Annotated in this window: 10 protein-coding genes; 4 read left to right on the top strand and 6 right to left on the bottom strand. The window is 50.2% G+C overall.

The window, feature by feature from the left end; translation table 11 throughout:
- Positions 1 to 17 precede the first annotated feature (17 nt).
- The 4 genes from DYC63_RS04640 to DYC63_RS04625 all read right to left on the bottom strand — a co-directional run bounded on the left by DYC63_RS04640 (position 18) and on the right by DYC63_RS04625 (position 5,504).
- Positions 18 to 1,061: a hypothetical protein gene (locus DYC63_RS04640; RefSeq protein WP_115218175.1), complete on the bottom strand. Its 1,044-nt coding sequence runs from the start codon at positions 1,059 to 1,061 to the stop codon at positions 18 to 20.
- A 46-nt stretch (positions 1,062 to 1,107) separates the two neighbouring features.
- Positions 1,108 to 2,238 carry a GDSL-type esterase/lipase family protein gene (locus DYC63_RS04635; protein WP_172459419.1) on the bottom strand — a complete coding sequence of 377 codons (1,131 nt, stop codon included), beginning with the start codon at positions 2,236 to 2,238 and terminating at the stop codon, positions 1,108 to 1,110.
- An 85-nt stretch (positions 2,239 to 2,323) separates the two neighbouring features.
- Entirely contained in the window at positions 2,324 to 4,084 is a 1,761-nt protein-coding gene (locus tag DYC63_RS04630) for a DUF459 domain-containing protein (RefSeq protein WP_115218173.1), read from the bottom strand.
- Complete coding sequence (locus DYC63_RS04625; protein ID WP_115218172.1) at positions 4,071 to 5,504, bottom strand: MBOAT family O-acyltransferase; 1,434 nt, start codon at positions 5,502 to 5,504, stop codon at positions 4,071 to 4,073. The genes DYC63_RS04630 and DYC63_RS04625 overlap by 14 nt, the downstream gene beginning before the upstream one ends.
- Positions 5,505 to 5,776: 272 nt before the next feature.
- Between DYC63_RS04625 and DYC63_RS04620 the strand changes: the two genes are divergently transcribed.
- The 4 genes from DYC63_RS04620 (at position 5,777) to miaB (ending at position 11,223) form a co-directional block, all read left to right on the top strand.
- The gene (locus tag DYC63_RS04620) at positions 5,777 to 6,784 is read left to right on the top strand and encodes an extracellular solute-binding protein (protein ID WP_115219468.1); all 1,008 of its coding nucleotides are present in this window, start codon (positions 5,777 to 5,779) and stop codon (positions 6,782 to 6,784) included.
- Positions 6,785 to 6,973: 189 nt separating this feature from the next.
- Positions 6,974 to 8,593: an ABC transporter permease gene (locus tag DYC63_RS04615; protein ID WP_115218171.1), complete on the top strand. Its 1,620-nt coding sequence runs from the start codon at positions 6,974 to 6,976 to the stop codon at positions 8,591 to 8,593.
- Between the two features lies 1 nt (position 8,594).
- Entirely contained in the window at positions 8,595 to 9,614 is a 1,020-nt protein-coding gene (locus DYC63_RS04610; RefSeq protein WP_115218170.1) for an ABC transporter ATP-binding protein, read from the top strand.
- 232 nt (positions 9,615 to 9,846) lie between these two features.
- Positions 9,847 to 11,223, top strand: coding sequence for a tRNA (N6-isopentenyl adenosine(37)-C2)-methylthiotransferase MiaB (gene miaB, locus DYC63_RS04605; RefSeq protein ID WP_115218169.1), 1,377 nt, complete (start codon positions 9,847 to 9,849; stop codon positions 11,221 to 11,223).
- 53 nt (positions 11,224 to 11,276) lie between these two features.
- Here miaB and DYC63_RS04600 read toward each other — a convergent pair whose 3' ends face one another.
- Both DYC63_RS04600 and DYC63_RS04595 read right to left on the bottom strand, forming a co-directional pair.
- Positions 11,277 to 12,221: a zinc ABC transporter substrate-binding protein gene (locus DYC63_RS04600; RefSeq protein ID WP_115218168.1), complete on the bottom strand. Its 945-nt coding sequence runs from the start codon at positions 12,219 to 12,221 to the stop codon at positions 11,277 to 11,279.
- A gap of 65 nt (positions 12,222 to 12,286) precedes the next feature.
- The gene (locus tag DYC63_RS04595; protein ID WP_115218167.1) at positions 12,287 to 13,225 is read right to left on the bottom strand and encodes a glycosyltransferase family 9 protein; all 939 of its coding nucleotides are present in this window, start codon (positions 13,223 to 13,225) and stop codon (positions 12,287 to 12,289) included.
- Positions 13,226 to 13,231: the final 6 nt, after the last annotated feature.

The raw sequence follows: 13,231 nt of genomic DNA, 5'->3' as shown, positions 1-13,231 counted from the left end.
AAAATACTGAAATTTCCTCATTGCAAGGTCATTTGCTGTGCATTTAATAGCTGCTGCAGACGCTTGCTGTAATAGGCATTGCCATTGCGTTTGTCATACATTTGTGACAAATCTTGCGCCAATTCCTTTGCGGAAACGAAAATATTTTCCTTAAAATATGCCATTGCCGAAAGATAATGCAAGGTGATGATTGGATGATTTTGGCTGCGCCGTCCGATGGCTTCATGATATTTTTCAGATAAGCTCTGTGCCGTATCATATTGTCCTAATTTGATTTGCAATTGAATCAATCTGGGCAGCAAATGAATGAAGTCTTCGCCGGCAGATTCAATGAGTTGCACCGCTTTGTGCATCTGTGCCGCCGCTTCTGTCCATTGATCGCTTTCAATCAGGCTATCGATAATAGGGTAGTAAGTATTGTGCGGTACTTCGCCGCAGCTCATACTGCCGTCAAGAATGGGCTGCGCTAATTGCACGGTTTGTTTATATTGCCCGATAAAGTGTCGGTAATGGATTTCATCGTTTAATTCGCAGGTTTCGCAATCTGAAAAATCATCTTTTTCAGATTGATGCCATGCTTGATGATGTATTTTTGCGCGCTCGATATCGCCCATATTCATGGCTTGGAGCATGAGGCATTTATGCAGCATGGCTGTCCCCAGTTCGCCGCGCTCATAATATTCACGCATGACTTCATTATAAAATTCGATGCGTTCTTTGGACATATCGGGCATAAGCGGCAAATCGGCGATAAACCATTTATATGCCCATAAGCAATGAGAGAGTTCCTGGCAGACTTTCTTTTTTGCTTTTTCCGTTTTACGCAGATTGAGGCGCTCGATGCAGTCTTCCGTCAGCCAATGTAGGCAGGCGATTTGAAAATCGGGAGAATAAAGATGGTTGGGCGCTTCTTCTCCAATGACATGACGACAAATTTGCGCCATCAATTTTTCATCTTCCGCATCTTGCGCGGCATCTAAGGCTTTTACTGTTTCATGCTGGATATCGCCATAACTTTCTAAAAGCCGCCATTGTGCACAAAGCTGTTCGAACTTTTTCATTTATTATCTATACCATAGAGGAATCTTTTCTAAAACACATTTCTACTTAACGCGAATAGGCTAAAGCAATCAAAGCATTGCTTAAATGTAGTGCTGCGGCTTCATAGCCCGCTTGGGTGAAATGCACGCCGTCATTGCGCGCCAATTTACGCCTTATCCATGTTTTCATGCCGCATTCGCCACCCATGACATTTTGCCATGACCAATATAGGGTTTTATGCTGTTGCGCGCTGTACCATTGAATATTTTGAATGGCATCCAATGAGGGCGCACGTGTACCGCATGTGCCGCCCGTGCCTTTTAAGGATTCCGGCGCTCCGATGATGAGTATGCCCGCCTGCGGCAAGGCTTGATGAATATTATTAAGCGTTTGCGCCCATAATTGCTGCACGCTTTCGGGTTTAAAAGGCGTATTGAAGGCTTCATTTGTGCCGTAAGCAAGAATGACCAAATCGGCGCGACTGCGTTTGAGGTCTTGCAACCAGCCCATACGCCATTTGTTGACTTCGCTGAATTGTGCACCATTGATGCCCATCGCGCTATAGACGACGCCTTTGTGCTCGTTTTCAATGTTGATGGCGCCTAAAGCCCATTGAGCGCCGTCGGCGGACTGAAAACTCAGCGGCGGCGTGGCTTTCAAATAGGTATGGAACCATTGTTTCGCCGTGCCCTTTTCTTCTAAGAGCCTGAATCGCTGTCCTGCGGCGTCGCGTACCAGCAGGCTTGAGCCTTGTCGCGGTGGCAAGAGGGTAAGGATAATCGCGGAAGCCCCCTGTGCTTTACGCGGTATCAGATGAAGCGATTGCTTCCCTTGCGACAAGGTCACGACGCCGCCGAGCGGAAAATCGGCATCGTCGCGGCGGCTCGTCAATATCTGCCAGCCTTGATGCTCATAGCTCATGACGGCACTGCGCTGCCCTTTGACATGATTCGGATAAATCCAACCGATGCCGCCGTCGCCAAATTTGGCTTGCAGGGATTGGCGAAGAAAATCGCTAAAATAATCGCCGGCAGTATGCGAATCACCCAACTGAATAATACGGAATTTGTGATTTTCGCCTTTGGCGAGTCCGCGCCATTTTTGCAGCCATATCTGCTGATTGCTGCCGTAATTAATCAATCCATCGGGTAGATTTTGTGCTGCGGCGATATTGCCGAAGCAGGCTAATAAAATCATTATTTTTATTCCCGGCAGACATCGCCGCCTAAAATATTGTACATAATGATTTTTGATTCCGTTCATATCTATTTTCCTTAGCTTTTTAATTTTCTGTTTGCATGTGTAGACGGCGCATAATGGCAATCGCGATTTGCCGCTGCCCCGTCGGTGTGAAATGAATGCCGTCTTTGCTGCGTACGCGCACGCTTTTGCCTTCCAGCATGATGGTATCGACATAGGTGGGCGCACCGCCTGTCAGGATGTATTTGGTCGGCACAAAAATGCCCTTGTCGCGCATTTCGCTGCGCATAATGCCGTCAAGATAAAGCATTTGTTCGTTGAGCTTTTCCGGCTTCATAAAAGGAAGCCCCAACCAAATCACGCCGGCATCATGTTTTTGCGCGCTTTCGACAATACGACTTATGCGGGCGCGATAGACCGCCTCCCATGCTTTGCTTTTAAATTTGAGATAGGGTGCTTTGCTGCCCTGCTCGGGATCGGGGAAATCCCAAGGGTCATTCGGACCTAAAAAGACGACCACGGCTTTGATACTTTTATCCGCCGCCAAGGTTTTTTCCACTTCCGCCGGCCAATTGAAGAAATCGGGATAAGATAAACCCGTGCTTTGTTTGCTTAAATTAATGCTGTTGATATTGTATTGGCGCTGCAGGGTTTGTTGCACGAAGGGCGCCACGCCCTGCATCAGCGAGTCACCGATTAATAAGACTTTGTCGCCCGCCTGCAAGGGAATTTGCTCAAGCAGGGCTTTGTTTTGCGGAGCCGCTTCGGTTTGTGTGTTTGTGCTGTCATTTGCCGCGGCCGTTTGTACGGTGGCTTTGGTTTCGCCGCTGTCATTGCTCGGCGGGGTTTCTGTATTTGCCATCAGTGCTGCGTCTTCGCTTGCTGCGGTGGCATTATTGTTTTCTATCTTTATTTGTGCGGAGTTTTCAACGGCGGCTTTGGTTTCGCCACTGTCGTTTGTCGGCGACGTTTCCGTGTTTGCCATTAGCGGTGCGTCTTCGCTTGGCGTGGCAGTTTTATCGTTTTCCGCCTTTGTTTGCACAGGATCTTCAACGGCGGCTTTACTGTCGCCGCTGTCATTGCTCGGCGGGGTTTCTGTGTTTGCCATCAGTGCTGCGTCTTCGCTTGGCGCGGTGGCATTATTGTTTTCTATCTTTGTTTGTGCGGAGTTTTCAACGGCAACTTTGGTTTCGCCACTGTCGTTTGTCGGCGACGTTTCCGTGTTTGCCATTAGCGGTGCGTCTTCGCTTGGTGCAAAGGTTTTATCATTTTCCGCCTTTGTTTGCACAGGATCTTCAACGGCGGCTTTACTGTCGCCGCTGTCATTGCTCGGCGGGGTTTCTGTGTTTGCCATCAGTGCTGCGTCTTCGCTTGGCGCGGCGGCATTATCGTTTTCCGCGGTCGTTTGCACGAGGTTTTCAGCGGCGGCTTTGCTGTCGTCTGCAGGATGGCTGTGTTCTGTTTGTGTGTCGGTAATGCTCGTTTCTTCAATCTGTTCTGCAAGGGCTTCTGTGGCTTCCCGCAGTTCCGCTTCGCTGAGCGTGAAATCTTCTTGTAGCAGCGCAACATTTGGCCCGGTGGTAGGCGGGCTCTGTTGCGCGGCGATGCGTTGGTCTATCGCTTGAATTTGACTGCGCAGTCCTTGTGCCAAGGTATTGGCGGTATTTTGTAGATTTGCCCCTGCCCTCCACAAAGCAAAGTAATCTAAGGAAGCTAAAGGACTAGGACGGTGATAGGTCTGTTGCCAATAACGATTAATCGACTGCTGACTAAACCAAATGCAGAACAAAGCACTTAAAGAAAGCGCGATAAAAACAGATAGGCGGGTATTAGAAGTTGGCATAGATAAATCCCGGAATGCCGGAAGGTGCAAAAATCATAATCAAGAAAAATACCGCGCTAATCGGTAATGCCCATAGCCATACCGGCAAGCGCTCGAGCAGACGCACAAAACGATTGATGCCGCGCAGAATTTCCTGATAGGCAATCAGCGCGGCGAGCATGGCGGCGAAGAGTAAGGCGGTGGAAAATACCGGCAGACTGAATTGTAGATTGCCGATAAGTGCTTGGAATATCAATGCCGCTTGGCTTAAATCCTGCGCACGGAATATCACGAAAGTAAAACAGACGAAATTCAGGGTAAAGAAGATGCCGATATAGCGCGTCCATTCACGCGCGGCAAGGGCGTCGCGTTTGCCGCACAGGCGGTCGCCGCAATTGAGCAGCACCAATGCCAGTCCGTGCAATAAGCCCCAGAGGGCGAAATTCCAACTGTGTCCGTGCCAAATGCCGGAGAGCAGCATCGCCAACAGCAAATGAATTTGCGTGCGCAGAAAGCCTTTTCGATTGCCGCCTAGCGGGATGTAGATATAATCGCGAATCCATGTGGAGAGCGAGATGTGCCAGCGGTTCCAAAAGTCGCGGATATTGTGCGCAATCAGCGGCATGCGGAAATTCGGCGGCAGTTGGAAGCCGAGCAGCATTGCCAAGCCGATGGCTAAATCGGTATAGCCGGAAAAGTCGAAAAAGAGCTGGGCGGTGTAGCCGTAAATGGCGGTTAGGAGGGTAAAGGTGTCATATTGCAGGGGGTTGTTAAATACGGGATCGACCCAGCCGTCACCGATGGTGCCGGCAAAGCACCATTTTTTAATAATGCCTAATAAAATCAGCGTGATTGCCAGTGCGGGGCGGATGATTTGTCTTGGATTGGAGTTTTGGATTTGTGCGGCGGCTCCTTCGTGTTCGCCGTCGATGGTTTTCATGCGTTCGGCGCGGAAAATCGGGCCTGAAGTGATGGTGGCGAAAAAGCTCAAATGCAGTAATAGTTCATACCAAGCCAGTTTGACGGGTTTGTAGCGGTATAAGGCGCTTAAATAGGCGATGGATTGGAAGGTGTAATAGGAAATGCCCAAAGGCAGCAGCAAATCCGGCCAAGCGCTTTGCCGGTCATGTGGCAATTGGGCACGGAAAAAATCATAATATTTGAATACCGCCAAATTTAGTACCGCCAAGCTGATGCCGATGATTAGCCAAGTCTTAGCATGACGCGCGTCGATGCTATGCACAATCTGCTGCGCCACTACCACATTCAACAAGCCCGCGCCGGCAACCGCCGCCGCAAATAAGGGATTGAGATAATACAGCCAGCCCATGCTAGCAAGGAGCAGAAGCCAATTCTGCACGCGCGGCGATGCGCCAAACAGCCAGTACAGCGGAAAGAACAGCAGAAAAAAAACGGCAAATTCAATGGATAAAAAGGGCATAGGGCTAGCGCTGAGCTAAAAGTGCGAAGTTTACCGCAAAGCAGGCTTTGGCGATAGTTTAGCGTTTTGCCATGACATGAATGTTAATCGGCATCGCTTGAAGCACTTGTTTGAAGCGACTGTTTTTATTTTTAAAAAGTTTTTCATTACTATCTAAATGGATTTTTGCCTCCTATTATGGATACAATATAAGAAAAATCATTTAGAGGCAGGCAAAAAGCACTTTGGGCATGGCTCAAGGTTTTTATTTGGAATCAGTAGGAGTTTGTATGATGAAGAAACAGTTATTAACGGCTTTAGTGGCATTGGGTGCGAGTACGATGTCGTGGGCGGAGGTGAATATTTATTCGTATCGTCAGGAGTTTTTGATTAAGCCGATGTTGGAGGCGTTTACCAAAGAATCGGGCATTCCCGTCAATATTGTTTATGTGAAAGACGGTTTGGCTGACCGACTCAAGCAAGAAGGCGAATTAAGCAAGGCAGATGTGGTGCTGACGGTGGATATCAGCCGTTTGGAGGAGTTGGTCGCCGCAGGGGTAACGCAGCCTTTTACTTCTGATGTGGTCAATGCAAACATTCCGGCGCATTTGCGCGGCGAGCATTGGGCGGCTTTGACTACGCGTGCGCGCGCGATTTATTCTTCCAAAGAACGGGTAGGCAAACTGCCGGCAAGCTTTACTTATCAGGATTTGGCAAAGCCTGAATTGAAAGGCAAGGTCTGCGTGCGTTCGGGCAAACACCCATACAATGTGTCTTTGGTCGCTTCCATGATTGCACGTGACGGCGAGGCGGCGGCGAAGGCTTGGCTGGAAGGCGTGAAGGCGAATTTGGCGCAGAAACCGCAGGGCGGCGATCGCGACCAAGTCAAGGCGATTATGGAAGGCAAATGCGATTACTCGCTGGGCAATTCTTACTATTTCGGCGCGATGCTGAATAATGAGAAAAACCCTGAGCAAAAAGAGTGGGCAAAAGCGGTGGAGATTAATTTCCCGAATCAGAAAAGCACGGGTACGCATGTGAATGTCTCGGGTGTGGCGCTTGCCAAACATGCGCCTAACCGCGCCGATGCTTTGAAATTGATTGAGTTTTTAAGCGGTGATGCGGCGCAGGAGATGTACGCGGAAGTCAATCATGAATACCCTGTGAAAGCGGGTGTGAAGCGTTCTGATTTGGTGGCTTCATGGGGTGATTTTAAAGCAGATGATTTAAATGTGCTGGAGATTGCCAAACATTATCAAAGCGCTTTGAAGCTGATTGATGAAGTGAAATTTGATATGTGATCAAGGCTTAATGTGATAGTCGATTAACATAAGAATGAGACAAGGCGACGAGCCGCAGACAGTACAGATAGTACGGCAAGGCGAGCCAACGCCGTATCATTGCAATTTTAATCGACTATATAAGCCGCAAAAGCGCTTTGAGGGCTTCTTGCTTTCAAAGCGCTTTTTTATGGGCGTGTTGGGATTGCTATGTTATTGAATAAATTGCGCTGTGGTTTTTCTGTGTTACTGCTGTGGGTGGTGGCACTCTTGCTCTGTTTGCCGCTGTTGGCTTTGTTTTACCAAGCCTTGACCGCGGATTCGCCGATTTTTGAGCATTTGCAACGCACGGTGCTGTGGGATTATGTGCGCAACAGCGTGATTTTGGTTGTGGGCGTGGTGCTGCTGTCTTTGCTTTGGGGCGTGCCGAGTGCGTGGCTGATTGCGCGTTATCGTTTTTGCGGACGGGGTTTTTTCCGCTGGGCGTTATTGTTGCCACTGGCGATGCCTGCTTATTTGGCGGCGTTTGTCTATACGGAATTGCTGGATTATGCGGGCATGGTGCAAAGCGCTTTGCGGCGCGTGTTTGGTTTTAAGAATGCGCAGGATTATTGGTTTTTTGAAATTCGCAGCATGGGCGGGGCGGTATTTGTCTTGTCCTTGTGTTTTGCGCCTTATGTTTACTGGCTGTGCGTGCAGGCTTTTGCCAAATTACCTGCCAATCAAATCCACGCTGCCGAGCTTTTGGGGGCAAAGCGCTTTGAGATATTCAGACGGGTACTGCTGCCGCTGCTGCGCCCGACTTTGGCAGTGGCTTGCGGTTTGGTGGCGATGGAAACCTTGGCGGATTTCGGCACGGTGGCGTATTTTTCGGTTTGGCATTTGACGACAGGGATTTACGATGTTTGGCTGGCGCACCGCGATTTGTCCGCAGCGGCGAAATTATCGAGCCTGATGCTCTTGGCGGTGGCGCTGTTGCTGGCATGGGAACAGTATTACCGTCGCCGCAATCATTTAGCACGCAACCACGCGCCGCTCGAAGCCAAGCGCTTTGCCGGTATGGCGAGCGAAATGGCGGCGGTGTTATGGTGCGGTTTGGTCTTGCTGTTGGGCTTTGGCATTCCTTCCGCTTGGCTGCTGTGGGCGGCGTGGCGTTATGTGGGCGATACCGATTGGGCGGCATTTGCCCATATGGGCTTTTATACCTTGCGCCTTGCCTTAACGGTAGCGGCGATTGGTACGGCATTGGCATTTGTGTTGCAAGCATGGCAACGAGCCACCGCGCGCGGCAAGGGTTTGATTCGCCTTGCCGGTTTGGGCTACGGCGTTTCGGGCACGGTATTAGCCATCGGCGTGTTGATGATAACTACTGCCTTCGATCACAAAATCAACGCCATCAGCAAAGCGCTTGGCTTCGGCATGGTCGGCTTGATTTGGAGCGGCACCATAGCGGCTTTGGTCTATGCCTTTTTATGTCGCTTTGCGGCGGTGAGCTTGGGGGCGGTGGAAAGTGGTTTTGCGCACATTCCGCCCAGCCTTGACCAAAGCGCTTTCTTGCTCGGCTGTTCGGAAAAACAAACGGCATGGCGTTTATGGTTGCCGCTGTTGCGCAACAGTCTGGTTACCGCCGCCTTGCTTTTGTTTTTGGAATCAATGAAGGAATTATCGGCGGCGATGCTTTTGCGCCCCTTTAACGTGCAAACCCTCTCGACGTATATTTACGAATACATTTCCGCCGAACGCTTTGAAATGGCTGCATTGCCTGCTTTGCTGATGGTGGTTTTGGGTTTGCCGCTGGTGGCATTGCTGTTGAAAACCATGGAGGATTAAAATGCCAATCGAACAAGAACAAGCGCTTTGCTTGCATCAAGTCAGCATTCATTACGGCGCAGCGGCGGTGGTGCGAGATTGCGATTTTGCATTGCAACGCGGCGAAATCGGCGCACTATTGGGCGCCTCGGGTTCGGGCAAAAGCACCTTGCTCAAAGCCATTGCAGGCTTATTGCCAATTGCGGGCGGAGAAATTTATATGCAAAACCAATTGGTTTCGGGCGATGGCGTGCATATACCGTCGCAGCAACGCGAAGTGGGCATGCTGTTTCAGGACTACGCCCTGTTTCCGCATTTGAACGCGCTGGAAAACGTCTGCTTCGGCTTGCGCCATTTGCCCACAGCGGCAGCGAAAGACAAAGCGCTTTCCATGCTCGAACGCGTGCAATTAGCGGATTTTGCCAAACGCTTTCCGCACGAACTCTCGGGCGGACAGCAACAGCGCGTCGCCCTTGCCCGCGCCTTAGTGAGAGAACCGCGCCTGTTACTACTCGATGAACCTTTTTCCAGCCTCGACCAAGCGGTACGCGAACATTTAATCGATGATTTGCGCCTATTATTCAAAGAACAGCACATCAGCGCCTTGCTTGTTACCCACAACAAACGCGAAGCCTTCGCGCTGGCGGATAAAGTGGCGCTGATGAAGGCAGGGCAGGTGGTGGACAGCGCCGCACCGCAACAGCTCTACGACCACAGCGCACAAGGTGAACTGGCGACAGTCTTGGGGCATCTCTGCTTGATTAGCGCGGTGAAAGTGGGCGATGGGGCGCAAAGCGCTTTTGGCGCATTGCCTTTGCCGCTGTCGGCGCGTGATGCCCCTGAGGGCGAGGCATTATCAATCGCCCTGCGACCGCATCAATATGATTTGCACGCCGCACAGGAAGATGGCGCAACGGTCATGGAGGTGCAATTTTTGGGAGATATGTCGCGCTATCGCCTGCAGCAGGGCAAAAGCAGTGCGGAATTTTTAAGCACCAAGCGCTTTGTCTGCGGGCAGAAAGTGCGGGTGGTGTTTCATTAAAAATTCCTTTTCGGCTGAACTCTCGCCATTTATGGCGCTAGAATTTCATTGGAAGCGGCAGTCAGCGCTTCCCGTTCAGGGCAACATATAGGGCGATGCTTTATGCGTATCGTCCTGTGTGTTGAAACATCAGGTATAGGCGGGATTTAGGGCGTTTTGCGTCCGAATTTTGGCATTTTTTCCGTAAATCCGCGATAATAGCCGGCTTATTTTAATTTAGCAGATGCTCATCATGATACAAACCCTCAAACACGTTTACATCGAAACCCACGGCTGCCAAATGAATGAATACGATTCTTCCAAGATGTTGGCGGTGCTGAAGGTGTCGCATGGCATTGTACCGGTGAAAACGCCTGAAGAAGCGGACGTGCTGTTACTCAATACCTGCTCTATCCGCGAAAAGGCGCAGGAAAAAGTTTTTTCCCAAATCGGGCGCTGGCGACCGCTGAAAGAGAAAAATCCGCATATTATCATTGCCATCGGTGGCTGCGTCGCTTCGCAGGAAGGTGAGGAATTGCGCCGCCGTGCGCCTGAGGTCGATGTGGTCTTCGGACCGCAGACTTTGCACCGCTTGCCGAATTTAATCAGCGAAGCCCAGCAGAAACGCGGCGGCGTGGTCGATGTGTCTTTCCCCGAGATTGAAAAATTCGATCATTTGCCCGAGCCGCGCGCCGAAGGCCCGACCGCTTATGTGTCGGTGATGGAAGGCTGTTCCAAATATTGCACCTTTTGCGTAGTGCCTTATACGCGCGGCGAAGAAGTCAGCCGTCCTTTTGACGATGTGATTGCCGAATGCGCTTCGCTTGCGGCGCAGGGCGTGCGGGAAATCAATCTCTTAGGGCAAAATGTGAATGCCTATCGCGGCGCTATGGACGACGGTAATATCGCGGATTTGGCTTTGTTGATTGAATACGTTGCCGCGATTGAGGGTATTGACCGTGTGCGCTTTACCACATCGCATCCTGTGGAATTTACCGACAGCTTGATTGAGGTTTATGCCCGCGTGCCGCAATTAGTCAGCCATCTGCATCTGCCGGTGCAAAGCGGTTCGGATAAGGTGCTGGCTTTGATGAAGCGCGGACATAAGGCGGCGGAATATGTGGAGAAATTGGAACGTATTCGCGCCATTCGTCCCGATATCAGCTTTTCTTCCGATTTTATCGTCGGTTTCCCCGGCGAGGAAGACAGCGATTTTGAAGACACGATGAATCTGATTGAAACGGTGTTTTACGATACTTCTTATAGCTTTATTTACAGTCCGCGCCCCGGCACGCCGGCTTCCGCCATGCCTGACCGCATTTCTATGGATGTGAAAAAAGCGCGTCTGGCGCGTTTGCAGGCGCGTATTCTCGAGATGGCGGGCCAGATTTCGCAACAGATGGTCGGCACGGAGCAATGGGTCTTGGTGGATAGAATTTCGCGTAAAAACCAAAACGAAGTCAGCGGACGTACGGAGAATAATCGCGTGGTGAATTTCCAAGCGCCGGCTTCTTTGATTGGACGCTTTGCTAAAGTGCAAATTACGGCGGCTTATCCTAATTCTTTGCGCGGTCGTCTGATTGAGGCGGAGGGGATGCAGCGCCCCGTGATTTACGGACAAAGCGCCTAATAAAAAACCGCCACTTTCAACAGTGGCGGTTATGTTTTTTACTCAAACGGCGATTATTCCGCAAAACAATCTTTCAAACCTTTTGCCAGATTTTTCTGTAACTCGCCGAACATGGCAGGGCCGGTCGCCAAATCTGCGCCGACAGGATCTAAGACCCCTACTTTCACCTGCGTGCCTTCAATCAATTTATCGGTGAGTTTGGAAGAAAATTGCGGCTCATTGAAAATACAGGCGACTTTATTTTCCTGTAAAACAGCACGTAATTCGCCGATACGTTTTGCGCCAGGCTCGTGTTCCAGATCCGCACGCACCACGCCCACAGGATTGAGAGCGAATTCTTCTTCAAAATAAGGATAGGCATCATGGAAAGTCATGTAAGGCTTACGCGCCACGCCCTCCAAAGATTGCGCGACTTCTTGATGTAGAGTTTGCAGATTTTTCAAAGCGGTTTGCAGATTTTGCTCATATTTGTCCGCATTGTCTTTATCCAAAATGCTCAAATCGGCGGCAACCGCTTTTAACAAAGGCGCGGCATTTTCCGTTCCTAACCATAAATGGAAATTGTATTCGCCATGGTGATGATCGTGTCCGCCGTCCATATGACTGAAGCCGGAATCTTCATCGCCATGATGGTGATGCGCTTCTTCCCATAAACCGCCGCTGCGGGTTTTTAACAATTTCACGCCGGCGGATTTATCCCAAATCAGGGTTTTTGCGCCTTTGATTTTTGCTGCGCTGCCTGCCATGAATGTTTCCAAATCATCGCTGACCCAAACCAATAATTGCGCATCATTCATGGCTTTCACATCAGAAGGCTTGAGCGCATAGGCATGCGGCGAACCTTCTTTAATCAATAATTTCGGCTCGCCGACGCCGTCCATAATTTGTGCGACCAAACTATGCAAAGGTTTGATAGTGGTGACTACGTTCGGCACCTCCGCCTGCGCGGCAAAGCCGATAGATAGAGCGATTGAGCCGATTAAGAGTTTTTTAAGCATGACATTCTCCATAGGTTTTGAATAAATGTAATGCTATAACAATTGTGAAAAAAGATAAAGCGAATTTATCGCAGAACACTGAATGCCTGCCAAGCATTTAACACGTCTTCAACAGCAATATCCGCCATCTTGCCGCCGCCACTGGCAGGGCAATCTTTGGGTTGAACTATCGCTAAAGGCGCGTCGAAAATGGGGCGCGTGCGTTGCGGATTGGTCGGGCCGTATAAACCGACGGTCGGCGTGCCGGCGGCATTGGCAAGATGCAAACCGCCGGTATCGTTGCCAATCACGCATTGCGCTCGGCGGAGCAAATTAAAAAACTCCGACATGTCGGTCTTTCCTGCCAGATTGCGTACCTGTTCAAGCGCTAAATCTTGCATAATCGCTTGGCAAATTTCCTTATCTTTGGCAGTGCCGCACAGCAGGATTTCCGCATCGCTGTGGCGGCGCAATTGTTGGATAAAAGCCCGCCATTTGCTGACTTCCCAGCGTTTTTCAGGACTGTTTTCCGAGCCGCAAATCAGCACGATATGCGATGCGCGGTCGGCATTTGGCAATAAAGGCGCAAAAGAAACGCCGTCTTGCAAAGCAAAATGGGCGGTAAAATCTGTCCATAATTGACTTTGATGCCGCTCTCCGTCCTGCTCGGGATGAGAAATATAATAGCGATGCGTCAGCAGGCGGCGCGGACGCGTTTGCCATGCAATGCCGTAACGTTTTGGAATGCCTTGCAGCCATGCTTCCGCATCGCTGCGCTGCGAATTGGCAAATAAAACCGCTTGTCTGAATTGTCCGCGTTGCTGCCAAAAATGCGGATAATAACGCCAATTTTTCGACGGCAAAGCGCGATATTCTTGCTGAAAACCTAAAGCGGGCAACAAAGGGGCAAATGCCGCTTGTCCGCTGAATACACTGCGCGGATGTTTTTGCAGTATCGCCGCCGCAACAGGCAAAGCCATAACCACATCGCCCAACCAATTCGGCAAACGGATAATTAGCGACATACGACC

Origin of the sequence: Suttonella indologenes (assembly GCF_900460215.1) — a bacterium.
GTDB lineage: Bacteria > Pseudomonadota > Gammaproteobacteria > Cardiobacteriales > Cardiobacteriaceae > Suttonella > Suttonella indologenes.
The sequence above is the reverse complement of the archived record's forward strand: the minus strand, read 5'-3'. Positions and strand labels throughout refer to the sequence as shown.

Coding starts and splice junctions, on each gene's coding strand:
- DYC63_RS04600 (WP_115218168.1), bottom strand. CDS start 12,221: ATGCTTAAAAAACTCTTAATCGGCTCAATCGCTCTATCTATCGGCTTT.
- miaB (WP_115218169.1), top strand. CDS start 9,847: ATGATACAAACCCTCAAACACGTTTACATCGAAACCCACGGCTGCCAA.
- DYC63_RS04640 (WP_115218175.1), bottom strand. CDS start 1,061: ATGAAAAAGTTCGAACAGCTTTGTGCACAATGGCGGCTTTTAGAAAGT.
- DYC63_RS04620 (WP_115219468.1), top strand. CDS start 5,777: ATGAAGAAACAGTTATTAACGGCTTTAGTGGCATTGGGTGCGAGTACG.
- DYC63_RS04610 (WP_115218170.1), top strand. CDS start 8,595: ATGCCAATCGAACAAGAACAAGCGCTTTGCTTGCATCAAGTCAGCATT.
- DYC63_RS04635 (WP_172459419.1), bottom strand. CDS start 2,238: ATGATTTTATTAGCCTGCTTCGGCAATATCGCCGCAGCACAAAATCTA.
- DYC63_RS04595 (WP_115218167.1), bottom strand. CDS start 13,225: ATGTCGCTAATTATCCGTTTGCCGAATTGGTTGGGCGATGTGGTTATG.
- DYC63_RS04630 (WP_115218173.1), bottom strand. CDS start 4,084: ATGCCAACTTCTAATACCCGCCTATCTGTTTTTATCGCGCTTTCTTTA.
- DYC63_RS04625 (WP_115218172.1), bottom strand. CDS start 5,504: ATGCCCTTTTTATCCATTGAATTTGCCGTTTTTTTTCTGCTGTTCTTT.
- DYC63_RS04615 (WP_115218171.1), top strand. CDS start 6,974: ATGTTATTGAATAAATTGCGCTGTGGTTTTTCTGTGTTACTGCTGTGG.